Below are 24,197 nucleotides of genomic sequence, written 5' to 3'. Positions count from 1 at the left end.
GGGCTCCGCGACACCTGTAGGTCGCAGGTCCGCTGCCCGGTGACCGCGCTGTTCTGCCGACGGTGAAGACCGGCCCGCCCGGGCCCGACGATCACTACAGTCCAGTCTCATGACGACGATCACGGCGCGCACAGTCGAATACCCGGCCGACGGCCTGACGATGATCGGGCACCTCGCGCTCCCCGCCGGTGTCGACCGCCGGCCCGCGGTGCTGCTCGGACCAGAGGGCATGGGACTCAGCGACGTCGAGCGCCGCCGGGCCGATGCTCTCGCCGAGCTGGGATACATAGCGCTGGCCTTCGACCTTCACGGCGGGCGCTATTTGGGCGACCCCGAGGAGATGCTGGCCCGTTGCATGCCGCTGCTCGCCGACCCCGACCGGATGCGGGGTATCGGCCACGCGGCGCTCGACGTGTTGCGCACCGAACCGCGGACCGACCCCGACCGGATCGCCGCCGTCGGCTACGGCACCGGGGGCGCGATCGCGCTGGAACTCGGGCGCGACGGCGTCAACCTGCGCGCGATCGGGACAGTCAACGCAACTACCACGGGCCGACCGGGCGAGGCAGCGCGCATTCGCTGCCCGGTGTGGGCCGGGGTCGGGTCGGAAGACCCGATCATGCCGCCCGCCCAACGGGACGCCTTCGCCGCCGAGATGCAGGCCGCGGGCGTCGACTGGCGCCTCGCGGTCTACGGCGGCGCCTTGCACGCCTTCCACCACCCGCCGGTCGACCACCCCACGGTCCCCGGCGTCGGCTACCACCCGCAGCACGCGCAGCGAGCCTGGCACGACATCGTCAACCTGCTCGCCGAGAGCGTGCCTGTGCCTGTGCCCGTTCCCGTGACGGAGTGAGCTGGAGCGTCAGACTGCCGACGTCATGGGCTTCTTCCACTTACTGACGCCGCTGGCCGAGGACGCAGAACTCGTTGCCTTCAGGGTCTGCCAATACGACCCACGACTGGTCGCCCTGGCCGATGTCGACCCGCCGCGCGCCAACGCCACCGGATCCACCGAGTGAACCAGCACCTGCTCCCATTCCAAGGTCATTCGCCGAGCTTAAACGGGCCAGGGGTTCGGGACCATTGGTGAGTGCGGCTGACGTGCAGACAGCTTCGAGGCTCCTCAAGGCCGCGGTGAGACTCTCGAAAACCAGTGGAGCAGCACCGCTGTGCGCCATTACCGTGCTGCCGGTCCAAGTCGTCTGGCCAAGGACATGCCGTTGTACACCCTGTGAGACCTCCCAAGCGCTGAATCGTCGCGCGTCGCGCATGTGCGCCGCGCTCCTTTTTGCTGCGGACTTCTCACTGAAACCGGTGTACTTCGTGCTCACAAACTGGGCGGTCGTGCCCACCTGCCTGCCTCTCGTTCTCCGCCGTTGCCACACGTGCGCGTCCGAGCGCTTCCGGGCAAGCGGAAAATTTCGCGTCAACGCAAACCACAAGCTCCTCGACGCCTGGCTCCTCGTGCTCTGTACCGCCTGCGGGGAAACCGCGAAGCTCACGGTCCTGGAGCGGATGAATGTGCGCTCCATACGACCCGAGCTGCTGGACCGGCTGCATGACAACGACCCTGGCCTGACAGCCGAGCTGCTCCAGGATCCGGCCGTACGGCGCCGCAATCGCATCGCCCTCGACTGGGACAACGCCTGGCGCCTCGACACCGGCGGACCGGATCACCGGAGCCTGCCGGGAGAAGCCGAGAACTCGGGGAAGATCGACGTCTCGGTCCACTTCGCGGCGCGCATACCCGTCCGGCCGGTACAGCTGATAGCTGAAGGCTGCGGCCTTCCGCGGGCCGAGGTCGAGAGATTGATCAAGGAGGGGAACCTCGTTTCGGCATCCCGACTGACCGGCAAGCTCTCCGACGACTTCACCTTCATACTCAAACGCTGAGTAGGGCATAACCGGCGGATCTCGCGTACCCGGCATCGCTCCCCGCGCCCCGTCAGGGGCACATCCCCCTGCTGTGCTTGGGCAGTCTGCGCCTTGGGGGTACCCCCTGCTCGAAGAGCTTGGGGGAGCAGGGTGGGCAAGCGCAGCCCCCATTGCGGGGTACGCAAGATCCGCCGGCCACGGCCGGCCACGCGCGGTCGTCCACCGTAAGAAACGGCTCTCCCACCACGGTCGTCGGCGTTGAGCCGGTCAACGCCGTGACGTCCCGATGCAGGTGGGACTGATCGCAGTAGCCACCATCCGCCGCGACTCGGGCCGCGCCCTCACCCGCGACCAGACGGTGCACGGCGTGGTCGAACCGGACCAGCTTCGCGGCGTATTTGGGCGGAATGCCGATGTGCGAGTGGAACCGGGACCACAGACGCTTGCGGCTCCATCCGAGTTCGGCCGCCAGGTGGTCGACCCGGAGAAGGCCCCTGCTGACCACGATCCGGTTCCAGGCCCAGGCCACCGCCGGGTCCACCGACGTCCGGGCCTCAAGACGGCGGGCGAGACGGCGGACGAGAACTGCCTCCGTGAACGCGAAGCGGCCCTCCCACGAGGGGATTTCGCCCAGTCTCTCGCGTATCCGTGACGCCTCCCTGACCCACAGATCATCGAGGGACACCGGGGAACCGGCCAGCTCAGCTGGGCAGGCGCCCAGAGCCATACCTGCGATCACCGGAGACAGGCGCACCTGCACGCACTCGACATGCTCGCCCCACGCCCGAACCCCGCCTCCGGAGCCGAACCCGGGCCCTGCGACGAGACTTCCCCGATGTCGCCGTCCAGCGCCGTCGTCCACAGTGGGCGCGCCCGCCCCGAACTCCAGGATCAGCATCACGGCCGGATGTGGGACCACCCGCAGCCCGCCGACGAGGGCCGGGACCCGGAACCCGGCCATGTCGACACCAGCCACCCGGCTGGGCCGCCGCGGACGTACGACGTCCCACTCAGCAGGATCGTCACGTTCACTCGTGGTGGACCCCATCGTCGAATGCTACGCGGGCGGGCCAAGAAGGGAACATTCGTACAAGCCGTCGGCGCACTCCGGAAGCCAGTGTGGCCTCATGACTCCTCCCGACAGGAACCCGCATGTGAACGCTGACAGGAACCCGCATGTGCACGGCGACGGCGGCACCACCGAGGATGCGATCCTCCACCTGGAGCACGGCGACATCCATGTCCGCCAGGACGGCCCTCGCGACGCCCCCACTCTCCTGCTCATCCACGGATCCGCCACGTCAAGCCGTTCATGGGATGCGCTGGTTCCGCTGCTGGCCGCGTCCCATCACGTCCTACGGATCGACCTACCGGGGCATGGCCGCTCGGCCGAACCGGTCGGCGGCGACTACGCGATCCCCGAGCAGGCACGCAGGATCAGCACGGCACTGGACCGGCTCGGCGTCGAGCACGCCATCGTCGTCGGCCACTCCAGCGGTGGCTATGCCGCCACCGCTCTCGCCGAGCAACGACCCGATCTGGTGACCGCGCTCGTGCTCATCAGCACCGGCCCCAGCATGGATGCCTTCATCGCGCCGGGGCCCACCGCGATGGACCCCGCGCAGTGGCCACCGACCGACGAGCAGATCCGTCAGTTCGCGAGCACCGGTTTCCGCCCGGGCCACCCGGTCCCACCGGAACTCGTCGAAGACTTGCGCGGTATGACCTACCGCGCAGTCACCGCGGCAATGCAGGCGTCCACCGCCTATCTGAACCAGAAGGCACTCCCGGATCGGCTGATGGCCCTCGGCAAACCGTTGCTGGTGATCTTCGGCGACCAGGACCGCAGATGGCGCCCCTCATCCGCAGCCGACTACCGCGTCGTTCCGGGCGCGAAAGTCGAGTTGCTGCCCGGCGCCGGACACACCCCCATCCTGGAGGAACCTCCACGGACCGCCGCACTTCTCCTGACCTTCGCCGAGACGCTCGCCGCTCAAGAGCCCGACGCCACTTGACGCCGCTCAACAGCCCGAGGCCACTTGACGATTCCGTCCTGCGACCTGCAAGTCTCAGCCCCGCGTCGGATCCTGCTCACGTCTGCGCCATGTCGACGAAGCGCGAGTAGTGGCCCTGGAAGGCGACCGTGATGGTGGCGGTGGGGCCGTTGCGGTGCTTGGCGACGATCAGGTCCGCCTCGCCCGCGCGCGGGGACTCCTTCTCGTAGGCGTCCTCGCGGTGCAGCAGGATCACCATGTCCGCGTCCTGCTCGATCGAGCCGGATTCACGCAGGTCGGAGACCATCGGCTTTTTGTCGGTGCGCTGTTCGGGACCGCGGTTGAGCTGGGAGAGGGCGATGACCGGGACTTCCAGCTCCTTGGCCAGGAGCTTGAGGTTACGGGACATCTCCGAGACCTCCTGCTGACGGCTCTCGGGGCGGCGGGAACCGCCCGTCTGCATCAGCTGGAGGTAGTCGATGACGATCATCTGGAGGTCATTGCGCTGCTTGAGGCGGCGGCACTTGGCGCGGATCTCCATCATCGACAGGTTCGGCGAATCGTCGATGTACAGCGGAGCGTCGGTGACCTGCGGCATCTGCCGCGCCAGCCGCGTCCAGTCCTCGTCCGTCATCGACCCGGACCGCATATGGTGCAGCGCCACCCGCGCCTCGGCGGACAGCAGCCGCATCGCGATCTCGTTCCGCCCCATCTCCAGCGAGAAGATAACGCTGGGCATTGCGTGCTTGATGGAGCAGGCGCGGGCGAAATCGAGGGCGAGGGTCGACTTTCCCATGGCGGGGCGGGCGGCGATGACGATCATCTGGCCGGGGTGCAGGCCGTTGGTGAGGGAGTCGAGGTCGGTGAAGCCGGTGGGGACGCCGGTCATCTGGCCGCTGCGGGAGCCGATGGCCTCGATCTCGTCGAGGGCGCCCTCCATGATGTCGCCGAGCGGGAGGTAGTCCTCGGAGGTGCGCTGCTCGGTGACGGCGTAGATCTCGGCCTGGGCACCGTTGACGATGTCGTCCACGTCGCCGTCCGCCGCATAACCCATTTGTGTGATGCGGGTGCCCGCCTCGACCAGCCGGCGGAGGATGGCGCGCTCGTGGACGATCTCCGCGTAGTACTCGGCGTTGGCCGCCGTGGGGACGGCCTGGACGAGGGACTGGACGTAGCCGGGTCCGCCGACGCGGGCGATCTCGCCGCGGCGGGTGAGCTCGGCGGTGACGGTGATGGGGTCGGCGGGCTCGCCCTTGGCGTAGAGGTCGAGGATGGCCTGATAGACCGTCTCGTGGGCGGGCCGGTAGAAGTCGTTGCCCTTGAGGACCTCGACCACGTCGGCGATGGCGTCCTTGGACAGCAGCATGCCGCCGAGGACGGACTTCTCCGCCTCCAGGTCCTGCGGCGGGACCCGCTCGAACCCTCCGGCGGGGCCCTCGGCACCACGTTCGTGCTGCTCGGGGAGGGCGAGCGCTGACCGGTCGCCACCGGAGCCGCCACGGGAGCCGTTGCCCGGTCCATTGCCGTATCCGCCACCACCGTTGCCGTTGCCCTGACGGCGCGGTGCCTGCTGCGGCGACTGCGCTGCGACCGGGAAGCTCCCCTCGGCGGCGAGGTCGGCGGCCCAGGGGTCTTCCACGTGTTCGGGCTGCTGCGTCACCCCGCTTCGCCTCCTCCCACCGGTCCTCCCACAGATCCCGTCGTACGGCACAGTCTTACGGCACAGCACTGACAAACGCTGGCAATCGAGCCGCCCGGCCCGGGTTACGGCGCGTCGGTGCGACGGTGAAGAGAGAGGGAACGGGGAACGGGCGCTGGTACACGGTAGGTGGCCCGTACGGTTCAGCCAATCACCTTATCCACAGGGTGGTGTGGACAGCCGCTGCCAACCTGTGGAGAAGCCGCCGAAAGCTGTGCACGAGTCGGGGGACAGTGCTGTGGATTACTCGTACGACCTTCTGCGGCAGCCCACTTGACCTGCTGCTTTACCGTCCACCGGCTGTGCGGGGAAAAAACTTCGGCGCTGTGCCCCCAGGAGGATCACCGAGGGTGTTCACACCTGTCGCGTACACCGTCAAGTAAGCGGCAGTCCAGCCTTGCGCTCATTACCTGTGGATGTTTGGATCGAACCTATGAGCTCCGCTTCCCCGACCACGCGCGCTGCCGTGCGACGCCACGACCGTGAGATCATCGCGCTCGCTCTGCCCGCCTTCGGCGCACTCGTCGCGGAACCCCTCTTCGTGATGGTCGACAGCGCCATGGTCGGCCACCTCGGCACCCCGCAACTCGCCGGACTCGGCGTCGCAGCCGCGCTCCTGCAGACCGGCGTCAACATCTTCGTCTTCCTCGCCTACGCCACCACCGCGGCCGTCGCCCGCCGCCTCGGCGCCGACGATCTGCCCGCCGCGCTCCGCCAGGGACTCGACGGCATCTGGCTCGCGCTGCTCCTCGGCGCCCTCGTCATCGCCGCCGTCGTACCGACCGCGCCCTGGCTCATCGACGCGTTCGGCGCCTCCGCCACCGCCGCCCCGTACGGCACCACTTATCTGCGCATCAGCGCACTGGGCATTCCCGCCATGCTCGTCGTCCTCGCCGCCACCGGCGTACTGCGCGGGCTGCAGGACACCAAGACCCCGCTGTACGTCGCCGTCGGCGGCTTCACCGCGAACGCCGCGCTCAACGCCCTGCTCGTCTACGGCGCCGGACTCGGCATCGCCGGCTCCGCCTGGGGAACGGTGCTCGCCCAGTGGGGGATGGCGGCCGTCTACCTGACCGTGGTGGTGCGGGCGGCCCGACGGCACGGCGCCCCGCTGCGGCCCGACCTCGCCGGGATACGCGCCAGCGGGCGGGCCGGCGTGCCGCTGCTGATCCGTACGCTCTCGCTGCGCGCCGTGCTGATGATCGCCACAGCGGTGGCGGCCCGGCTGGGCGACGCGGACATCGCCGCCCACCAGATCACCCTGACCCTGTGGACGCTGCTGGCCTTCGCGCTGGACGCCATCGCCATCGCGGGCCAGGCCATCATCGGACGCTATCTCGGAGCCTCGGACGCGGAGGGCGCCAGGGCGGCCTGCCGGCGAATGGTGCTGTGGGGGGTGGTGTCCGGCACGGTGCTGGGGGCGCTCGTCGCGCTGGTCCGGCCGCTGTTCATGCCGATCTTCACGACGGACCAGACCGTCATCGACCAGCTGACGCCGGTACTGCTGGTGGTGGCCCTCACCCAGCCCATCGCAGGCGTTGTCTTCGTGCTGGACGGCGTGCTGATGGGAGCCGGCGACGGCCCCTATCTGGCGGGCGCCATGCTGGTCACGCTCGCGGTCTTCGCCCCCGTCGCGGTAGCGGTACCTGCCCTCGGCGGCGGACTCACAGCGCTGTGGTGGACGGTCGCGGGACTGATGATGGGCACCCGCCTGGTGACCCTCGCCCTCCGTGCCCGCTCAGGGCGTTGGGCGGTGACGGGCGCGGTACGGGCGTGAACCACCCGCAAAGCGAAGAGGGCGCACCCCTCACGGGGCACGCCCTCTCATCGGCATAAGCCGAGCGCAGCGTTACGCGGCGGCGACGTCCACGTCGACCGTCGCGGTCACATCGGCGTGCAGCCGGACGGCGACCTGGTGGGCGCCCAGCGACTTGATGGGCGAGCCCACCTCGACGCGGCGCTTGTCCACGTCCGGACCGCCGGACGCCTTGATGGCGTCGGCGATGTCCGCCGGGGTGACGGAGCCGAACAGCCGGCCCTGCTCCCCGGCCCGCACCTTGAGGCCGACACGCAGGCCCTCGAGCTGGGACTTGATCTCGTTGGCCTGTTCGATCGTCGCGATCTCGCGGATCTTACGGGCACGGCGGATCTGCTCGACGTCCTTCTCGCCACCCTTGGTCCAGCGGATCGCGAAACCGCGCGGGACCAGGTAGTTGCGGGCGTAGCCGTCCTTCACCTCGACGACGTCGCCTGCGGCACCGAGGCCGGAGACCTCGTTGGTCAGGATGATCTTCATGTTGTGGTCACCCTTCCCTTAGCGCGCGGTCGAGGTGTAGGGCAGCAGTGCCATCTCACGGCTGTTCTTCACAGCAGTGGCGACGTCACGCTGGTGCTGGGTGCAGTTGCCGGTGACCCGGCGGGCACGGATCTTGCCGCGGTCGGAGATGAACTTCCGCAGCAGGTTCGTGTCCTTGTAGTCGACGTAGGAGATCTTCTCCTTGCAGAACACGCAAACCTTCTTCTTCGGCTTGCGAGCAGGCGGCTTCGCCATGTCTCTACTCCTATGAGTTTTGCTCAGAAGGGTGGCTCGTCCGAGTAGCCGCCACCGTTGCCACCGCCGGGGCCTCCGCCCCAGCCGCCGCCACCGCCCTGACCGCCACCGGCCGGGGCGGCCGTGGACCACGGGTCGCCCGCGGGGGCGCCGCCGCCCTGCTGGCCGCCAGGACCGCCGGGGCCGCCGCCCTGGCCGCCACCGCCGCCGAAGCCGCCACCCTGACCACCGCGGCCCGTGGTCTTGGTGACCTTGGCCGTGGCGTTGCGGAGGCTGGCGCCGACCTCGTCGACGTCCAGCTCGTAGACCGTGCGCTTGATCCCCTCACGGTCCTCGTACGAGCGCTGCTTGAGGCGGCCCTGCACGATGACGCGGGTGCCCTTGGTGAGGGACTCGGCGACGTTCTCCGCCGCCTGCCGCCAGACCGAGCAGGTCAGGAACAGGCTCTCGCCGTCCTTCCACTCGTTGGTCTGCCGGTCGAAGGTGCGGGGTGTGGACGCGACACGGAACTTCGCGACCGCCGCACCGGAGGGGGTGAAGCGCAGCTCGGGGTCGTCGACGAGATTGCCGACGACCGTGATGACGGTCTCGCCTGCCATGGGTGAACCTCTCGGCGTGCTGCTGGCTGCTGTGGTGCCTGGTGGTGCTCAGTGGAGCTGTGGTGGTGCGTGGTGCTCGGTGCTACTCGGGAGTCGGCCTCAGTGGGTCGACGGGCGGAGGACCTTGGTCCGCAGAACGGACTCGTTCAGGTTCATCTGCCGGTCGAGCTCCTTGACCACAGCGGGCTCGGCCGTCAGGTCGATGACCGAGTAGATGCCCTCGGGCTTCTTGTTGATCTCGTAGGAGAGACGACGACGGCCCCAGGTGTCGACCTTCTCGACCTTGCCGTTGCCCTCGCGGACGACGGAAAGGAAGCTCTCGATCAGGGGGGAGACAGCGCGCTCCTCCAGATCGGGGTCGAGGATGACCATCACCTCGTAGTGACGCATGTGGAACCCACCTCCTCTGGACTCAGCGGCCACGGTCGTTCCGTGGCAGGAGGGTCGTGATGCGTTTCCGCGCCCCGGGAACCGGGAACGCAGACAGGCCAGCCTACCTGGCCGCTGCCTTCCGGTTGAAATCCGGGGGTAACCCGGAGCAATCTGGACACCTCAGATGTGAGCGGCGTTACAGTTCGCGCCGCGCTCTGGCAGGAGGTGCCGCATGGCACAGGCAGTGCGCTGGACCCATCCTCTCTCCTATCTGAACTCCGACGGCAAGCGGCATCCCGTGGAGAACTCCTTCGCGGCCGCGACCATGCTGCTGGGCCTGGTGGCCGTGATCTCCGCATGGTGGCCAGGGCTGCATGTGCTCGGCTCGTGGACGGGGCTGGTCGGGATCCTCACCGGGGCCTGGGGCCAGTACATCTCGGCGACGACCGGTGAACGGTTCGTCACGATCATCGGGCTCGGCGCCGCGGCGACCGGCTTCTACCTGGGCGTGGCGCACGGCGGCCTGGTGCCATAGGGCAACACCCCGTACGAACCCGGGGAGGCGGTGCGCACCACGGCGTGAAACCGCCTCCCTGGGCCCGGCCCTGGGCCGAACGGGGCGTTGCGGGGCACAGTAGGCTTCCGGCGAGCATCAGTCAGTTCGCCGGAGGAGCGTCCCGCCATGAGCCTGACCCTGAGGACCGTCAGCCGAGAGCAGCATCTGGCGTATATCCAGAGCCTGCCGTCGGCAAGCCACTGTCAGGTGCCCGCATGGGCGGACGTCAAGAACGAGTGGCGCGCGGAGAATCTGGGCTGGTTCGACGAGCGTACGGGCCAGATGGTGGGAGCCGGGCTGGTGCTCTACCGGCAGCTGCCGAAGGTCAAGCGCTACCTCGCGTATCTGCCCGAGGGCCCGGTGATCAACTGGTACGCGCCCAACCTGGACGAGTGGCTCCGCCCGATGCTCGACCACCTCAAGAAGCAGGGCGCCTTCTCCGTGAAGATGGGCCCGCCCGTGGTGATCCGGCGCTGGGACGCGGCCGCCATCAAGAAGGGCATCCAGGACCAGGACGTCAAGCGGCTGCGGGACATCGAGGCCACCCACATCGAGCCGCGGGCCTTCGAGGTCGCCGACAAGCTGCGCCGGATGGGCTGGCAGCAAGGCGAGGACGGCGGCGCCGGCTTCGGCGACGTACAGCCGCGCTACGTCTTCCAGGTCCCGCTGGAGGGCCGCTCCCTCGAAGACGTGCACAAGAACTTCAACCAGCTGTGGCGCCGCAACATCAAGAAGGCCGACAAGGCCGGGGTGCAAGTGGTCCAGGGCAACATGGCCAACCCGTACGACCTGGACGAGTGGCAGCGGCTGTACGAGATCACCGCCGAGCGCGACAAGTTCCGGCCCCGCCCCAAGGCGTACTTCCAGCGGATGTGGAACGTCCTGAACGCCGAGGACCCGCAGCGGATGCGGCTGTACTTCGCCGAGCACGAGGGCGAGCGGATCTCGGCGGCCACCATGCTCGTCGTGGGCGGCCACGTCTGGTACTCCTACGGCGCCTCGGCCAACCACAAGCGCGAGGTGCGGCCCTCCAACGCGATGCAGTGGCGGATGCTCCAGGACGCCTACGCGCTGGGCGCGAGCGTGTACGACCTGCGCGGTATCAGCGACTCCCTGGACGAGAACGACCATCTGTTCGGCCTGATCCAGTTCAAGGTCGGCACCGGTGGGCAGGCGGCCGAGTACCTCGGTGAGTGGGACTTCCCGCTCAACAAGCTCCTGCACAAGGCGCTCGACATCTATATGTCGCGGCGCTGAGCGCGCTCCCCGCGCCTGACACGCCTGACATCCAGACTCCTTCAGAAAGGTTCCGTACCGGCCATGGCGCTCTCCCTCTACGTCGACACCGAACGCTGGCGGGCGCACCAGCAGACGGTGATTCAGCAGTTCCCGGGAATCGTTCCGGTCTGCAAGGGCAACGGCTACGGCTTCGGCCACGAGCGCCTGGCAGACGAGGCCACCAAGTTCGGTGCCGACATACTGGCCGTCGGTACGACCTATGAGGCGGCCCGTACGAAGGACCTGTTCGGCGGCGATCTGCTGGTGCTCACCCCGTTCCGCAAGGACGAGGAGCCGGTGCCGCTGCCGGACCGTGCCATCCGCTCGGTCTCCTCGGTGGAGGGCGTGGGCCTGATGCGCGGGGCCCGGGTCGTCATCGAGGTGATGAGCAGCATGAAGCGGCACGGCGTCTCCGAGCAGGACCTGCCCCGGCTGCACGCCGCCATCGACGAGGTCCGCCTGGAGGGCTTCGCCATCCATCTGCCGCTGGACCGGTCCGACGGCTCGGACGCGGTGGAGGAGGTCATCGGCTGGATGGACCGGCTGCGTGCCGCGCGGCTGCCGCTGGAGACGATGTTCGTCAGCCATCTGAAGCCGGAGGAGTTCGCCGTCCTCCAGCAGCAGTTCCCGCAGACCCGCTTCCGCGCGCGGATCGGCACCCGGCTGTGGCTGGGCGACCACGCCGCCACCGAGTACCGGGGCTCGATCCTGGACGTCACCCGGGTCACCAAGGGCGAACGGTTCGGCTACCGGCAGGCCAAGGCGACGGGCGACGGCTGGCTGGTCGTCGTCGCGGGCGGCACCTCGCACGGGGTGGGCCTGGAGTCCCCCAAGGCCCTGCACGGCATCACGCCGCGCGCCAAGGGTGTGGCCCGCGCGGGTCTGGCCACCGTCAACCGCAACCTCTCCCCCTTCGTCTGGGCCGGCAAGCAGCGCTGGTTCGCGGAGCCCCCGCACATGCAGGTCTCCATCCTCTTCGTCCCCGCGGACGCGCCTGAGCCGCATGTGGGCGAGGAACTGACCGCGATTCTGCGGCACACGACGACGACGGTGGACCGCACGGTGGATCGCTGAGTCCGACAACCGCCGCACACAAAGAGGGGCCCGGGGAACAATTCCCCGGGCCCCTCACGGCTGAAAGCGTCAGCGCTCGACCTTGCCCTCGATGAAGTCCTGCACATTCTTCCGTGCGACATCATCGAAGTACTGCACCGGCGGCGACTTCATGAAGTAGGACGACGCCGAAAGGATCGGGCCGCCGATGCCGCGGTCCTTGGCGATCTTCGCGGCGCGCAGCGCGTCGATGATGACGCCCGCCGAGTTGGGGGAGTCCCACACCTCCAGCTTGTACTCGAGGTTGAGCGGAACGTCACCGAAGGCGCGGCCCTCGAGGCGGACGTACGCCCACTTGCGGTCGTCGAGCCAGGCGACGAAGTCCGAGGGGCCGATGTGCACATTGTCGGCGCCCAGATCGCGGTCGGGGATCTGGGAGGTGACGGCCTGGGTCTTGGAGATCTTCTTGGACTCCAGCCGCTCCCGCTCCAGCATGTTCTTGAAGTCCATGTTGCCGCCGACGTTCAGCTGCATCGTGCGGTCCAGGATGACGCCGCGGTCCTCGAACAGCTTCGCCATGACGCGGTGCGTGATGGTGGCGCCGACCTGCGACTTGATGTCGTCGCCGACGATCGGCACCCCGGCGGCGGTGAACTTGTCCGCCCACTCCTTGGTGCCGGCGATGAAGACGGGCAGCGCGTTGACGAAGGCGACGCCGGCGTCGATGGCGCACTGCGCGTAGAACTCGACGGCCGACTGCGAGCCGACGGGCAGGTAGCAGACCAGGACGTCCGCCCGCGCGTCCTTGAGTGCCTGGACGATGTCGACCGGCTCGGCGGCGGACTCCTCGATGGTCTCCCGGTAGTACTTGCCCAGGCCGTCGTAGGTGTGCCCGCGCTGCACGGAGACACCGGTGGGCGGCACGTCGCAGATCTTGATGGTGTTGTTCTCGCTGGCGCCGATGGCGTCGGCCAGGTCGAGGCCCACCTTCTTGCCGTCGACGTCGAAGGCGGCGACGAACTCGATGTCGCGCACGTGGTACTCGCCGAACTGGACGTGCATCAGACCCGGCACCCTGGCGTCCGGGTCGGCGTCCTTGTAGTACTCGACGCCCTGGACCAGCGATGCGGCGCAGTTGCCCACGCCGGCGATGGCTACGCGAACCGAACCCATTCCGGTTGCTCCCTGTTCGTTCTCGCTGAGGCTCGCGACGGAGTGCGGCCTCATCTGTCGGTGTTGTCGGACGGACCCGGCGCTGGACGATCCGGACCGGTATCCCCCGCCGGGCGCCCCGAACGCTCGCTCTCGATGAGTTCGCTGAGCCAGCGAACCTCGCGCTCCACGGATTCCATGCCGTGGCGCTGGAGCTCGAGCGTGTAGTCGTCGAGGCGGTCGCGGGTGCGGGCCAGAGAGGCGCGCATTTTCGCGAGCCTCTCCTCCAGCCGGCTGCGGCGACCTTCCAGCACGCGCATGCGGACGTCCCGCGAGGTCTGGCCGAAGAACGCGAAGCGGACGCCGAAGTGCTCGTCCTCCCAGGTGTCGGGACCTGTCTGGGAGAGCAGCTCCTCGAAGTGCTCCTTGCCCTCGGCCGTCAGCCGGTAGACGATCTTCGCCCGGCGCCCGGCGAGCGGTGCCGCCTGTGCGCGCCCGGACTGCTGCTCCTCCGGCTGCTCGCTCGGCTCCTCCACCAGCCAGCCGCGCTGCACCAGCGCCTTGAGGCAGGGGTAGAGCGAGCCGTAGCTGAAGGCGCGGAAGACGCCGAGCGAGGTGTTGAGCCGCTTGCGCAGCTCGTACCCGTGCATCGGTGATTCGCGCAGCAGACCGAGCACGGCGAACTCGAGAACGCCTGAGCGCCTGCTCATCGTCCGCCCACCTCCGTCCACAACCGCTTATCCGACGCTTATCTCGCTCTGATGTATCGGCTCGATACATCCCGACGATAGAACGCCGCTTCGGGTGCGACAAGAGGGGGGCCGGTGAAGGGCCTCACATCACTGATTCACCGCAGTCCCTTTGCGTCGATTGAGGCGAATACGACCTAAGGAGGGTTTTGGAGCTGCGTAGTCTGTCCGCTGTGCAGACCACCACCACCGGGAACCGTGCGACGTCACTGAGCGTCCTCGTTCCCGGTGCAGTGCGCCCGGACCTGGTCATTCCATTCCGGCGCACTCGGGGGGACCAGATGCCAACTGCCACCTTCAGGCGCAAGGGCCGCCTGCCCGAGGAGTAGCTGTTCCAATGAGCGGAAACCGTCGAAAGCCGCCGCAGGGGCGCGGCCGTCGTGCGGCGCAGCCGCCACCGTCCCCCGGTCGTCGCGCAGCATCGCGCGGGGGCGGGCAGGCACCGCCCTCCGCCCCGGCCCCCGACGGGTACGGCCGCCGAGGCGCGCCAGGCCACCGGTCGGAGCCGACGGCACCCGGACCCGGAGGCCGCGCGGAGGCCAGAAGAGCCGCCCAGGGAGGCGGACGGCGACGGGCCGCAGCGGCGGCGGCGAGCGCACAGGGCGGCCGGCGCGCTCGGCGCGGGGTGCCGGAGCGCAAGCGCTTCATCGACTACCCGCGCGCGGGCAAATACGGCGTACGGCGCTGGCTCCCGTCCTGGAAGCTGGTGACCGGGACGTGCTTCGGCTTCTTCGCGCTGATGATGGGCGCGCTGGGGATCGGCCTGCTCCTCGTCGACGTCCCGAACGACAAGCTCGCCGCGGCCGAGGTGCAGAAGAACGTCTACTACTGGAAAGACGGCAGCCAGATGGTGGTCGCCGGCGGCGGTGACCAGAACCGGCAGATCGTCGGCATCAACGAGATCCCGAAACATATGCGGTGGGCGGCCATCGCCGCGGAGAACGAGACCTTCTACGAGGACAGCGGCGTCGACCCGATGGGTATCGCCCGCGCGGTCTTCAAGATGGCCACCGGCGGGGAGACCCAGTCCGGCTCCACCATCACGCAGCAGTACGTGAAGAACTCCTACCTGGATCAGTCGCAGACCCTCACCCGTAAGGCGAAGGAGCTGCTGATCTCGATCAAGGTCGGCGGGAAGCTGAGCAAGGACGAGATCCTCGCCGGCTATCTGAACACCGGCTACTACGGGCGGGGCGCCTATGGCATCCAGGCAGCGGCACAGGCGTACTACAACAAGGACGCCAAGGACCTGTCCGCCAGCGAGAGTGCCTTTCTGAGCGCGACGCTCAACGGCCCCAACCTCTACGACCCCGAGGGCGGCATCGGCTCGGCGGCGACCCCCGAGAAGAACAAGAAGCGGGCGAAGGCACGCTGGTCCTGGACGCTGGACCGCGAGGTCGCCATCGGCAAGATGAGCAAGGCGAAGCGCGCGGAGATCGGGGAGAAGTTCCCGATGCCCGACAGGCCGAAGCAGTCCACGGAGCTGAAGGGCCAGATCGGCTATCTGGTGAAGCTGGCGGACAACAACGTCGTCAGCTCCACCGAGCACACGGGCAACCCCATCACCAAGGCCGCGCTCGACAGGGGCGGCTACCGCATCCACACGACCTTCGACAAGCAGAAGATCAAGCAGCTGCAGAAGACGGTCGAGGAGGTCAAGAAGAAGAACATCGACCCCAAAAAGCGGGACGTCGACAAGTACGTCCAGTTCGGCGGGGCTTCCGTCAGACCACAAGACGGCGCCATCCAGGCCATCTACGGCGGTCATGACGCGACCACGCACTTCACCAACAACGCCGACTACACCGGCGTCCAGGTGGGCTCCACCTTCAAGCCGTTCGTGATGGCGGCGGCGATGCGGGACGGCGTACGCGATCCGCAGGGACCCGAGGAACAGGGCCCGGACATGCGCACCAAGGTCTCACCGAAGAGCGTCTACAACGGCAACAACAAGGTCAAACTGCGGAACTACAACGGCACCGTCTGGCATGACAAGAACGGTGGCGAGTGGCACCAGAAGAACGACGGCAACAAGAGCTACGGCGAGGTCACTCTCCGGACCGCCATGCAGCACTCGGTGAACACCCCCTTCATCCAGCTCGGCTGGGATGTCGGCACCGAGCAGGTGAAGAAGGCGGCGCTGGACGCGGGCATCAACGAGGACAGCCTCGCCCGCACCACCCCCACCTTCTCGCTCGGCACCTCGGCCCCCAGCGCCATCCGGATGGCGGGCGCGTACGGCACCTTCGCCACCAGCGGTAAGCAGGCCGATCCCTACTCGGTCACCAAGGTCGAGCGGAAGGGCCAGGTCAAGTACGAGCACAAGAAGGTGACGAAGCCCGCGTTCGATCCCCCGGTCGCGGACAACGTCACCAACATGCTGGAGACCGTGGTCCAGAAGGGCACCGGCACCACAGCCAAGGGCCTGGAGCGGCCGGCGGCGGGCAAGACGGGTACCACGGACGACAACAAGTCCGCCTGGTTCACCGGCTACACCCCGCAGCTGTCCACCTCGGTCGGCATGTGGCGGGTCAACGACAAGGCCAAGTCGCAGAAGTTCCTGAAGATGTACGGCGTGGGCGGCCAGACGTCCATCCACGGTGCCTCCTTCCCGGCCGAGATCTGGACGAAGTACATGAAGCAGGCCCTGAAGGGCACTCCCGTCAAGGACTTCCCGGTTCCGGAACCGATCGGCGACAAGGTCTACGGCGACGGGGCGAGCCCCGATCCGACACCGACCAGGACCACGGCCCCGCCGACACCGTCCGACGAGCCCAGTGAGAGTCCGTCCGACAAGCCGTCGGAGACCCCGTCGGACACCCCGAGTTCGTCGAACACCAGCTGCCCGCCGCTCGACCCGAACTGCGACGAGAACCAGAACGGTGGCGGGAACGACGGCGGAGCCGACGGCGGCAACTCCGACGGCGGTGGCGGGGACCCGGGCGGTACGGGCGATCCCGGTGATCCCGGCGGTGGCGGCGATCAGGGCGGCATCTTCGGCGGCCCGCAGAGCTATCGACGGGAGTGACGGCGTGAGCACCGGCGCCGGGCCCCACTGACGGGCCCGGACGGAGCTCGCCGGCGGAGCCACCCGGCTGCACAGCCCGCCCACGGAAACGGCCCCTGGCTCGGACTCCGAGCCGGGGGCCGTTTCCGTGGGCGGCGTGCGGCAGGATGAAGTCCATGACGAGCGCCCCCACCGAACGGAAATCCGCTCAGCGCCCGGGCCGACCACCCGCCGCGCGTCCCGTCGTACGCCCCACAGACCACGACGAGGTGGCGACAGCGGCGAGCGAAGTGGCCGGCGGTCCTGCAGGACGGCGCGCCGTGGACGGAAGAGGATGGTGGACCCCGGTCCGCGTCGTGGTGACGGTCGCGCTGGGGATGTACGCGCTCGGCATGCTGCAGAAGCTGCCCTGTGTGGACGGGGCCTGGTTTGCCGGACAGACATCGCAGTACGTACACGCCTGCTACTCCGACATTCCGCACCTCTACAACGGCCGCGGTTTCGCCAGCGGGCTGACCCCGTATCTCGACCGCATCCCGGACCGGATCTCCGGCGGGATGGAGTACCTCGAATACCCCGTGCTGACCGGGGTGTTCATGCTGATCGCGGCCAAGCTGACGGTCGGTGGGGACTCGCTCCAGCAGGACCAGCAGCTCTACTGGGTGGTCAACGCGGGGATGCTGATGCTCTGCGCCGCCGTGCTGATCGTCTGCGTGGTCCGTACCCATCGCAACCGCCCCTGGGACGGCATGCTGGTCGCGCTGGCGCCGGGGCTGGCGCTGACGGCGACCATCAACTGGGATCTGCTGGCTGTGGCGATGACGGCCGCGGGGATGCTGCTGTGGGCCCGCTCGCGGCCGCTGGCGGCAGGCGTGCTGATCGGCCTGGCGACGGCGGCGAAGCTCTACCCCGTACTGCTGCTCGGGGCGCTGCTGGTGCTGTGCTTGCGGGCCGGGCGCTGGGGCGCCTTCGGCCGGGCGGCCGGGGGAGCCGCCGCCTCGTGGGCCGTCGTGAACGTGCCGGTGATGCTGCTCTCCTGGGACGGCTGGGCGAAGTTCTACAGCTTCAGCCAGGAGCGGCCCGTGGACTTCGGCTCGCTGTGGCTGATCCTCCAGCAGCGAACCGGACGCACGTTCGATGACGCCAATATCTACGCCACCCTGCTGATGATCCTGGGCTGTGCCGGCGTCGCCGCGCTCGCGCTGTGCGCACCCCGCCGCCCCCGGTTCGCCCAGCTCGCCTTTCTGCTGGTCGCGCTGTTCGTGCTGACCAACAAGGTCTACTCACCCCAGTACGTGCTGTGGCTGATCCCGCTGGCTGCGCTCGCCCGCCCCAGGTGGCGCGACTTCCTCATCTGGCAGAGCTGCGAGGCGCTCTACTTCCTGGGCATCTGGATGTACCTCGCCTACACCGGCTCCGAGAAGCACCAGGGCCTCCCCGAGGACGGCTACCAACTCGTCATCGCCGCGCACCTGCTCAGCACGGCGTATCTCTGCGCGATGGTGGTGCGGGACGCGCTGCGGCCCGAGCACGACCCGGTCCGCAGGGACGACGGCTCCGACGACCCGGGCGGCGGTGTCCTGGACCGGGCGCCCGATGTGTTCTCCCTCGGCTCGCTCACCCACAAGCCGGCACTCCAGCGCTCGGCCACGCCCATGCGCCGGCCCGCCGTGCGCTGGGGAACCACCCTGCGGGAGTGAGCCGGGACGGGGGAGCCCCATGGGTGAGGCGGACGCCGCCGTTTCACGTGAAACCACCGGACTCCGCCCCGACTGTGTGAGGCTGTCCCCATGTCCGTCGCACGTGACCTGCGCACCCTGCTCCGTTTCCCGGACTTCCGGAAGCTGCTGACGGTACGACTGCTCTCCCAGCTCGCCGATGGCATCTATCAGGTCGCACTGGCGGCATACGTCGTCTTCTCCCCCGAGAAGGAGACCTCCCCCGCCGCCATCGCCTCCGCGATGGCGGTGCTGCTGCTGCCGTACTCCCTCCTCGGGCCGTTCGCGGGCGTACTGCTGGACCGCTGGCAGCGCAGGCAGGTGCTCTTCTTCGGCAACGTCCTGCGCACCGTGCTCGCGGCGGCCACCGCGGCGCTCGTCTTCGGCGCCGTTCCCGAGTGGCTGGTCTATCTGTCCGCGCTCACCGTCACCGCCATCAACCGCTTCATCCTCGCCGGGCTGTCGGCCGCCCTGCCCCGCGTCGTGGACAGCGAGCGCCTCGTCATCGCCAACTCCCTCTCCCCGACCGCCGGCACGCTCGCCGCGACCCTCGGCGGCGGCGTCGCCTTCGTGGTGCGCTACCTCGCCCCCGGTACGGGGCGCGAGGCGGACGCCCTCGTGCTGCTGACCGGAGCCGCGGTGTATCTGCTGGCCGGTCTCGCCTCGCTGCGGATGGCCAGGGGCCTGCTCGGCCCCGACCCCTCCGAGGTACAGCCCCGCGTACTGGCCGCCGTCGCCAGCACCGCGCGGGGCCTGCTGGCCGGGCTGCGTCATCTCCGCGAGCGCCGGACGGCCGCCTACGCACTGACCGCCTCCGCGTTGATGCGGTTCTGCTACGGGGCGCTGACGGTCACGGTGCTGATGCTGGCCCGGTACGCGTGGAGCGACGGCAGCCGGACCGACGGCGGGCTACAACTGCTCGGGGTCGCGCTCGCCCTCTCGGGGGTGGGCTTCTTCGCCGCCGCCGTCATCACGCCCTCCGCGGTGCGGCGGGTCGGCGTCTTCGGGTGGATGGCCTTGTGCGCGGGCGTCGCCGCGGTGCTGGAACCCGCGTTGGGGCTGTCCTTCGAGCCGGTGCCGATACTGCTGGCCGCCTTCGTGCTGGCACTCGTCACCCAGGCCGGAAAGATCGCCACGGACACCGCCGTGCAGGTCTCCGTGGACGACGCTTTCCGGGGCCGGGTCTTCTCCCTCTACGACATGCTCTACAACGTCGCCTACGTCGGCGCTGCCGGAGTGGCCGCCGCCATCCTCCCGCCCGACGGGCGCTCCGTGGTCATCGTCGTAGGGGTGGCGGTGCTGTACGCGGCCATCGCCGTCGCGCTCTTCCGTGTTTCACGTGAAACAGCGGCGCGCGACGGGATGGGGAAGGTCGGCCCGCCTACTGGTCCGCCTCCTACTGGTCCGCCTCCTGCTGGGCCCACCACTTCTTGAGCTCCGCGACGGCCGCGTCATGTCCCAGCGGCCCGTGCTCCAGCCGCAGCTCCAGCAGATGCTTGTAGGCCTGCCCCACCACGGGCCCGGGGCCCACGCCGAGCTCCCGCATGATCTCGTTGCCGTCGAGATCGGGCCGGATGGCCTCCAGCTCCTCCTGCTCCTGGAGCCGCGCGATGCGCTCCTCCAGGCTGTCGTACGCACGCGAGAGTGCCTGGGCCTTCCGCTTGTTCCGCGTGGTGCAGTCCGAGCGGGTCAGCTTGTGCAGCCGGTCCAGCAGCGGGCCGGCGTCCCGGACGTAACGGCGCACCGCCGAGTCCGTCCACTCGCCCGTGCCGTAACCGTGGAAGCGCAGATGCAGCTCCACCAACCGCGAGACGTCCTTGATCAGCTCGCCCGGGTACTTGAGCGCGGCCATCCGCTTCTTCGTCATCTTGGCGCCCACCACCTCGTGGTGGTGGAAGGAGACCCGCCCGTCCTTCTCGAACCGCCGCGTCCTCGGCTTGCCGATGTCGTGCAGCAGCGCCGCCAGTCGCAGCGTCAGATCGGGGCCGTCCTCCTCCAGGTCGATCGCCTGGTCCAGCACGGTCAGCGAGTGCTCGTAGACGTCCTTGTGCCGATGGTGCTCATCACGCTCCAGCCGCAGCGCGGGCAGCTCCGGCAGCACATGGTCGGCGAGCCCGGTCTCCACCAGCAGCCGCAGACCCTTGCGCGGCTGGGGAGAGACGAGCAGCTTGTTCAGCTCGTCCCGTACCCGCTCCGCCGAGACGATCTCGATCCGGCCCGCCATCTCCTTCATGGCGGCCACCACCTCAGGCGCGATCTCGAAGTCGAGCTGCGCGGCGAACCGCGCGGCACGCATCATCCGCAGCGGATCGTCCGAGAAGGACGAGTGCGGGGCGCCCGGCGTACGCAGCCGTCGGGCGGCGAGGTCCTCAAGACCGCCGTGCGGGTCGACGAAGTGCTTCTCCGGCAGCGCGACGGCCATCGCGTTCACCGTGAAGTCGCGGCGGACCAGGTCCTCCTCGATGGTCTCGCCGTAGGAGACCTCGGGCTTGCGGGAGGTGCGGTCGTACACCTCCGACCGATACGTCGTCACTTCCAGGACAAAGTCGGATTTCTTGATCCCTACGGTGCCGAAGGCGATACCGACCTCCCACACCGCGTCCGCCCACGGGCGCACGATCTCCAGCACGTCCTCGGGCCGCGCGTCCGTGGTGAAGTCGAGATCGTTGCCGAGCCGCCCCAGCAGTGCGTCGCGTACCGAGCCACCGACCAGGGCGAGACGGAATCCCGCCTCGCGGAAGCGGCGCGCTAGCTCGTCCGCCACCGGCGAGACCCGTAGCAGCTCACTGACGGCACGCCGCTGCACCTCACTGAGCTGCTCGGCTGCCGGTCGGTCTGATGTGGGCCCCGTCGGGGGAGCCGCCGCGGCTGTGGGCTGTTCCTGGCTGTCACTCTTGGCGTTCGGCACAACAGCACAGGTTACGTTGCCGCTCCGCCCGAAGGCGCCCCCGTTCCCGGCCCCCACCCGGAGGGCGCCCCATCAGCAACGGTGATCATGTGGTGGACGGCGCGGCACTTCCACCCACCGGGCATCGTTACCATCAGGCGAACGGGACGACGACCGACGAGGGATGGACGTGCGCGTGGCCGAGGCGGCTGAAAGCCAGGCTCCCCCTGGCCCAAGGGGAACGGCCGGCCCAAAGGGGACGAACCGCTGGAGGCGACGGGCCACGGTGCTCCTCCTCTCCGCCATCCCTGTGCTGGCGGGGGTGCTGCCCACAGCCGCCCCCACGGCCTCGGCAGCACCGGCGGCACCGGCAACGGCCGCCACCAAGGCCACAGCGCCGACAGCGCCCGCGGCCCGCAGCACCGGCACCGGCTCCCGCAGCACCCGGATCTCCGTCAACGAGGTCACGCCCTCAGTCCCGGAGCGAGGCGACACCCTCACCCTGAGCGGCACCGTCACCAACACCAGCAACACGACGCTGACCCACCTGCGGCTGGCCCCGCGCATCGGACCCACCCTCAGCTCGCGCAGCGCCATCGACCAGGCCGCGCGCCGGAAGGGCTATCTCTCCGGCGCCGACGGCACCGAGGTCGCCGGCGACCATGCCGTACGGCTCAGCGGCCTCGCCTCCGGAGTCTCCCGCTCCTTCACTCTCAAGATCCCCGTCAGCGATCTCCACCTCGGCGCCGACGGGGTCTACCAGCTCGGTGTCTCCCTCTCCGGACGGACCCGCAACCGCCCCTACGACCAGGTCCTCGGCATCGGCCGCACCTTCCTGCCCTGGCAGAAGAAGGCGTCCGGCCACCGCACCCGGCTCACCTATCTGTGGCCGCTGATCTCCACCCCGCACGTCACGGCGCGCACCCGGTCCGACAAGCAGCAGACCCGGGTCTTCCGCGACGACAAGCTCGCCAAGGAGCTGGCCCCCGGCGGTCGCCTCCAGCAGATGCTGGAGCTCGGCAAGGACCTGAACGTCACCTGGGTCATCGACCCCGACCTGCTGGCGAGCGTCGACTTCATGGCCCGCGGCTACCGGGTGCACAGGCCCGGCGGCGGCCCGGACGACACCGTCGCCGGAAGGGGCCAGGAGCACGCCAAGCGGTGGCTGGACGAGCTCCAGGAGGCCGTCCGCGGCAAGGAGGTCGTCGCCCTCCCGTTCGCCGACCCCGATCTGGCCTCGCTCGCGCACCGCGGCACCCACATCCGGGGGGCGCTCAGCTCGCTGGGCCAGGCCACCACGCTGGGCAGGGAGACGGTCGAGACGGTGCTCCACGTGAAACCGAGCACGGACTTCGCCTGGCCCTACAAGGGCGCCGTCGACTCCTCCATCGTGGACGTCGCCACCTCGGCGGGTGCGCACAACGTCATCGCGCGCAGCGACAGCGTCCGTGAGACCGGGCTCTCCTACAGCCCCACCGCCGCCCGCCCCATCGGCAGCGGCAACACCGCGCTGGTTGCCGACGCGCCGCTCTCCAGGGCGTTCGAGGGCGATCTGTCGCGGGCCGGCGCTTCCTCGCTGGCCGTCCAGCGGTTCGCCGCACAGTCCCTCGCGCTGTCCCGGCAGGCGCCCTCCCGCACCCGCAGCGTCGTCGTCGCCCCGCAGCGGATGCCCACCGTCTCGCAGGCCCAGGCGATGGCGGCCGGCATCAAGGCGCTCGGGCGCAGCGGCTGGACCGCGCCCAGCAGCCTGGCGGACGCCGCCCAGGCCAAGCCGGACCCCGGCGCCCGGCGCCGGATGCCCGGGCCGTCCTCGTACCCCGCCTCGCTGCGCCGCACGGAGCTGCCGACCGCCGCCTTCGAGCAGGTGCGGAAGACCAAGGACGGGCTGGACGACTTCACACAGATCCTCAGCCAGGCGGACCGCGTCATGCCGCCGTTCACCGCCGCCATAGACCGTGAGGTCTCCAACGCCTGGCGGGGCGAGGGCCGCGCCGCGCAGAGCTACCGCAACGCCGTGGAGAGCTATCTGCTGGAGCTGCGGGGCGCGGTCAAGCTCATCAAGAAGTCCGACATCACCCTCTCCGGGCGCGAGGCCACCATCCCCGTGACCGTTCAGAACAACCTCGCGCAGGGCGTGGACGGGCTCGTCCTGGAGCTCCGCTCCAGCCGCGTGGGGCTGGACGTCGGCGACTCCAAGCGGGTCAAGGTCGACGGGGAGCACACCCAGTCCCTGAAGTTCGACACCACCGCCAAGAACAACGGCCGCGCCTACGTCTACGCCCAGCTCTACACCGAGGACGGCGAGCGCTACGGCAAGGTGATGAAGTTCCAGGTCAACGTGACCTCCATCACCTCGACCGTGCTGCTGGTGATCGCGGGCGGCGTGCTGCTGATCGTGCTCGCGGGCATCCGGATGTACACCCAGCGCAAGCGCTCCGGCCCGGCCCCCGACCCGGACGCCCCGCTGGAGCAGCCGGACGGAGACGGTTCCAAGGGCGGCTCCGGGGAATCCGACGGCTCCGCTGGGGAAGACGACCCCGAAGCGGACGACCCGGACGGAGACGCTGACGGCCCAGGCGGAGACGCTGCCGAATCCGCGGCAGCCGAGGACTCGGCGGACACCGCGCACGGTGACGGAGACGACACCGAACGGGAAAACGACAACCCCCCGGCCGCGGGTGAGAAAGTGGACCGTTGACTCTTCCGG

Annotated in this window: 20 protein-coding genes and 1 pseudogene; 11 read left to right on the top strand and 10 right to left on the bottom strand. The window is 69.2% G+C overall.

Annotated features, from left to right (window positions below):
- Nucleotides 1-109: 109 nt before the first annotated feature.
- Nucleotides 110-853, top strand: a complete 744-nt coding sequence (locus tag ACQEU8_RS18130; RefSeq protein ID WP_433101800.1) for a dienelactone hydrolase family protein — start codon at nucleotides 110-112, stop codon at nucleotides 851-853.
- Nucleotides 854-893: 40 nt separating this feature from the next.
- Here ACQEU8_RS18130 and ACQEU8_RS18125 read toward each other — a convergent pair.
- Nucleotides 894-995: pseudogene (locus tag ACQEU8_RS18125) on the bottom strand (VOC family protein); the annotation flags it as partial.
- 328 nt (nucleotides 996-1,323) lie between these two features.
- On the opposite strand from ACQEU8_RS18125, the gene ACQEU8_RS18120 reads away from it, so the two are divergent.
- Nucleotides 1,324-1,893 (top strand): DUF1062 domain-containing protein, encoded by a 570-nt coding sequence (locus tag ACQEU8_RS18120; RefSeq protein ID WP_433102495.1) that lies wholly within the window; start codon nucleotides 1,324-1,326, stop codon nucleotides 1,891-1,893.
- Between the two features lie 52 nt (nucleotides 1,894-1,945).
- Here the strand turns inward: ACQEU8_RS18120 and ACQEU8_RS18115 are convergent, their stop codons facing one another.
- The gene (locus ACQEU8_RS18115; protein WP_433101798.1) at nucleotides 1,946-2,923 is read right to left on the bottom strand and encodes a helix-turn-helix domain-containing protein; all 978 of its coding nucleotides are present in this window, start codon (nucleotides 2,921-2,923) and stop codon (nucleotides 1,946-1,948) included.
- A gap of 79 nt (nucleotides 2,924-3,002) precedes the next feature.
- Between ACQEU8_RS18115 and ACQEU8_RS18110 the strand changes: the two genes are divergently transcribed.
- Nucleotides 3,003-3,890 (top strand): alpha/beta fold hydrolase, encoded by an 888-nt coding sequence (locus ACQEU8_RS18110; protein ID WP_433101796.1) that lies wholly within the window; start codon nucleotides 3,003-3,005, stop codon nucleotides 3,888-3,890.
- Between the two features lie 76 nt (nucleotides 3,891-3,966).
- On the opposite strand, the gene dnaB is transcribed toward ACQEU8_RS18110, so the two are convergent.
- Nucleotides 3,967-5,529 (bottom strand): replicative DNA helicase, encoded by a 1,563-nt coding sequence (gene dnaB / locus ACQEU8_RS18105; RefSeq protein WP_433101794.1) that lies wholly within the window; start codon nucleotides 5,527-5,529, stop codon nucleotides 3,967-3,969.
- Between the two features lie 472 nt (nucleotides 5,530-6,001).
- Here dnaB and ACQEU8_RS18100 point away from each other — a divergent pair, with 472 nt between their 5' ends.
- Nucleotides 6,002-7,345, top strand: coding sequence for an MATE family efflux transporter (locus ACQEU8_RS18100; RefSeq protein WP_433101792.1), 1,344 nt, complete (start codon nucleotides 6,002-6,004; stop codon nucleotides 7,343-7,345).
- A gap of 72 nt (nucleotides 7,346-7,417) precedes the next feature.
- Here the strand turns inward: ACQEU8_RS18100 and rplI are convergent, their stop codons facing one another.
- The 4 genes from rplI to rpsF form a co-directional block, all read right to left on the bottom strand.
- Nucleotides 7,418-7,864, bottom strand: a complete 447-nt coding sequence (gene rplI / locus ACQEU8_RS18095) for a 50S ribosomal protein L9 (RefSeq protein ID WP_433101790.1) — start codon at nucleotides 7,862-7,864, stop codon at nucleotides 7,418-7,420.
- Between the two features lie 18 nt (nucleotides 7,865-7,882).
- Nucleotides 7,883-8,119, bottom strand: coding sequence for a 30S ribosomal protein S18 (rpsR, locus tag ACQEU8_RS18090; protein ID WP_003978893.1), 237 nt, complete (start codon nucleotides 8,117-8,119; stop codon nucleotides 7,883-7,885).
- Between the two features lie 23 nt (nucleotides 8,120-8,142).
- Nucleotides 8,143-8,718 carry a single-stranded DNA-binding protein gene (locus ACQEU8_RS18085; RefSeq protein ID WP_433101788.1) on the bottom strand — a complete coding sequence of 192 codons (576 nt, stop codon included), beginning with the start codon at nucleotides 8,716-8,718 and terminating at the stop codon, nucleotides 8,143-8,145.
- Between the two features lie 99 nt (nucleotides 8,719-8,817).
- Entirely contained in the window at nucleotides 8,818-9,108 is a 291-nt protein-coding gene (rpsF, locus tag ACQEU8_RS18080) for a 30S ribosomal protein S6 (protein WP_209241002.1), read from the bottom strand.
- Nucleotides 9,109-9,322: 214 nt separating this feature from the next.
- On the opposite strand from rpsF, the gene ACQEU8_RS18075 reads away from it, so the two are divergent.
- The 3 genes from ACQEU8_RS18075 (at nucleotide 9,323) to ACQEU8_RS18065 (ending at nucleotide 11,998) form a co-directional block, all read left to right on the top strand.
- Nucleotides 9,323-9,625 carry a hypothetical protein gene (locus ACQEU8_RS18075; protein WP_433101786.1) on the top strand — a complete coding sequence of 101 codons (303 nt, stop codon included), beginning with the start codon at nucleotides 9,323-9,325 and terminating at the stop codon, nucleotides 9,623-9,625.
- Between the two features lie 147 nt (nucleotides 9,626-9,772).
- A complete protein-coding gene (locus tag ACQEU8_RS18070; protein WP_433101784.1) occupies nucleotides 9,773-10,903 on the top strand; it encodes a lipid II:glycine glycyltransferase FemX in 1,131 nt (376 codons plus the stop codon).
- Nucleotides 10,904-10,966: 63 nt separating this feature from the next.
- Nucleotides 10,967-11,998, top strand: a complete 1,032-nt coding sequence (locus ACQEU8_RS18065) for an alanine racemase (RefSeq protein WP_433101782.1) — start codon at nucleotides 10,967-10,969, stop codon at nucleotides 11,996-11,998.
- Between the two features lie 69 nt (nucleotides 11,999-12,067).
- On the opposite strand, the gene ACQEU8_RS18060 is transcribed toward ACQEU8_RS18065, so the two are convergent.
- Together ACQEU8_RS18060 and ACQEU8_RS18055 are read right to left on the bottom strand one after the other, a co-directional pair.
- On the bottom strand, nucleotides 12,068-13,150 hold the full coding sequence (locus ACQEU8_RS18060; RefSeq protein ID WP_433101780.1) for an inositol-3-phosphate synthase: 1,083 nt from the start codon (nucleotides 13,148-13,150) through the stop codon (nucleotides 12,068-12,070).
- A 50-nt stretch (nucleotides 13,151-13,200) separates the two neighbouring features.
- Entirely contained in the window at nucleotides 13,201-13,839 is a 639-nt protein-coding gene (locus tag ACQEU8_RS18055; RefSeq protein ID WP_433101778.1) for a helix-turn-helix transcriptional regulator, read from the bottom strand.
- Nucleotides 13,840-14,215: 376 nt separating this feature from the next.
- Here ACQEU8_RS18055 and ACQEU8_RS18050 point away from each other — a divergent pair, with 376 nt between their 5' ends.
- The 3 genes from ACQEU8_RS18050 to ACQEU8_RS18040 all read left to right on the top strand — a co-directional run bounded on the left by ACQEU8_RS18050 (nucleotide 14,216) and on the right by ACQEU8_RS18040 (nucleotide 20,037).
- Nucleotides 14,216-16,906 carry a transglycosylase domain-containing protein gene (locus ACQEU8_RS18050; RefSeq protein WP_433101776.1) on the top strand — a complete coding sequence of 897 codons (2,691 nt, stop codon included), beginning with the start codon at nucleotides 14,216-14,218 and terminating at the stop codon, nucleotides 16,904-16,906.
- 155 nt (nucleotides 16,907-17,061) lie between these two features.
- The gene (locus ACQEU8_RS18045; RefSeq protein WP_433101774.1) at nucleotides 17,062-18,585 is read left to right on the top strand and encodes a glycosyltransferase family 87 protein; all 1,524 of its coding nucleotides are present in this window, start codon (nucleotides 17,062-17,064) and stop codon (nucleotides 18,583-18,585) included.
- A gap of 90 nt (nucleotides 18,586-18,675) precedes the next feature.
- Nucleotides 18,676-20,037, top strand: coding sequence for an MFS transporter (locus ACQEU8_RS18040; protein WP_433101772.1), 1,362 nt, complete (start codon nucleotides 18,676-18,678; stop codon nucleotides 20,035-20,037).
- Here the strand turns inward: ACQEU8_RS18040 and ACQEU8_RS18035 are convergent.
- Nucleotides 20,000-21,409, bottom strand: a complete 1,410-nt coding sequence (locus ACQEU8_RS18035) for a CCA tRNA nucleotidyltransferase (RefSeq protein WP_433102493.1) — start codon at nucleotides 21,407-21,409, stop codon at nucleotides 20,000-20,002. The genes ACQEU8_RS18040 and ACQEU8_RS18035 overlap by 38 nt on opposite strands.
- A 277-nt stretch (nucleotides 21,410-21,686) precedes the next feature.
- On the opposite strand from ACQEU8_RS18035, the gene ACQEU8_RS18030 reads away from it, so the two are divergent.
- The gene (locus ACQEU8_RS18030) at nucleotides 21,687-24,188 is read left to right on the top strand and encodes a DUF6049 family protein (RefSeq protein WP_433102491.1); all 2,502 of its coding nucleotides are present in this window, start codon (nucleotides 21,687-21,689) and stop codon (nucleotides 24,186-24,188) included.
- Nucleotides 24,189-24,197: the final 9 nt, after the last annotated feature.

The sequence above is a fragment of the Streptomyces sp. CA-250714 genome, from assembly GCF_050936705.1.
Lineage (GTDB): Bacteria > Actinomycetota > Actinomycetes > Streptomycetales > Streptomycetaceae > Streptomyces.
Note: the sequence above shows the minus strand (reverse complement) of the source record. Positions and strands in the feature narration are given on the sequence as shown.

Bases quoted from the DNA above. Each gene is read 5' to 3' on its own strand.
- ACQEU8_RS18130 (WP_433101800.1), top strand. From the start codon at position 110: ATGACGACGATCACGGCGCGCACAGTCGAATACCCGGCCGACGGCCTG.
- ACQEU8_RS18115 (WP_433101798.1), bottom strand. From the start codon at position 2,923: ATGGGGTCCACCACGAGTGAACGTGACGATCCTGCTGAGTGGGACGTC.
- ACQEU8_RS18110 (WP_433101796.1), top strand. From the start codon at position 3,003: ATGACTCCTCCCGACAGGAACCCGCATGTGAACGCTGACAGGAACCCG.
- ACQEU8_RS18100 (WP_433101792.1), top strand. From the start codon at position 6,002: ATGAGCTCCGCTTCCCCGACCACGCGCGCTGCCGTGCGACGCCACGAC.
- rplI (WP_433101790.1), bottom strand. From the start codon at position 7,864: ATGAAGATCATCCTGACCAACGAGGTCTCCGGCCTCGGTGCCGCAGGC.
- rpsR (WP_003978893.1), bottom strand. From the start codon at position 8,119: ATGGCGAAGCCGCCTGCTCGCAAGCCGAAGAAGAAGGTTTGCGTGTTC.
- ACQEU8_RS18085 (WP_433101788.1), bottom strand. From the start codon at position 8,718: ATGGCAGGCGAGACCGTCATCACGGTCGTCGGCAATCTCGTCGACGAC.
- rpsF (WP_209241002.1), bottom strand. From the start codon at position 9,108: ATGCGTCACTACGAGGTGATGGTCATCCTCGACCCCGATCTGGAGGAG.
- ACQEU8_RS18075 (WP_433101786.1), top strand. From the start codon at position 9,323: ATGGCACAGGCAGTGCGCTGGACCCATCCTCTCTCCTATCTGAACTCC.
- ACQEU8_RS18070 (WP_433101784.1), top strand. From the start codon at position 9,773: ATGAGCCTGACCCTGAGGACCGTCAGCCGAGAGCAGCATCTGGCGTAT.
- ACQEU8_RS18065 (WP_433101782.1), top strand. From the start codon at position 10,967: ATGGCGCTCTCCCTCTACGTCGACACCGAACGCTGGCGGGCGCACCAG.
- ACQEU8_RS18060 (WP_433101780.1), bottom strand. From the start codon at position 13,150: ATGGGTTCGGTTCGCGTAGCCATCGCCGGCGTGGGCAACTGCGCCGCA.
- ACQEU8_RS18055 (WP_433101778.1), bottom strand. From the start codon at position 13,839: ATGAGCAGGCGCTCAGGCGTTCTCGAGTTCGCCGTGCTCGGTCTGCTG.
- ACQEU8_RS18050 (WP_433101776.1), top strand. From the start codon at position 14,216: ATGAGCGGAAACCGTCGAAAGCCGCCGCAGGGGCGCGGCCGTCGTGCG.
- ACQEU8_RS18045 (WP_433101774.1), top strand. From the start codon at position 17,062: ATGACGAGCGCCCCCACCGAACGGAAATCCGCTCAGCGCCCGGGCCGA.
- ACQEU8_RS18040 (WP_433101772.1), top strand. From the start codon at position 18,676: ATGTCCGTCGCACGTGACCTGCGCACCCTGCTCCGTTTCCCGGACTTC.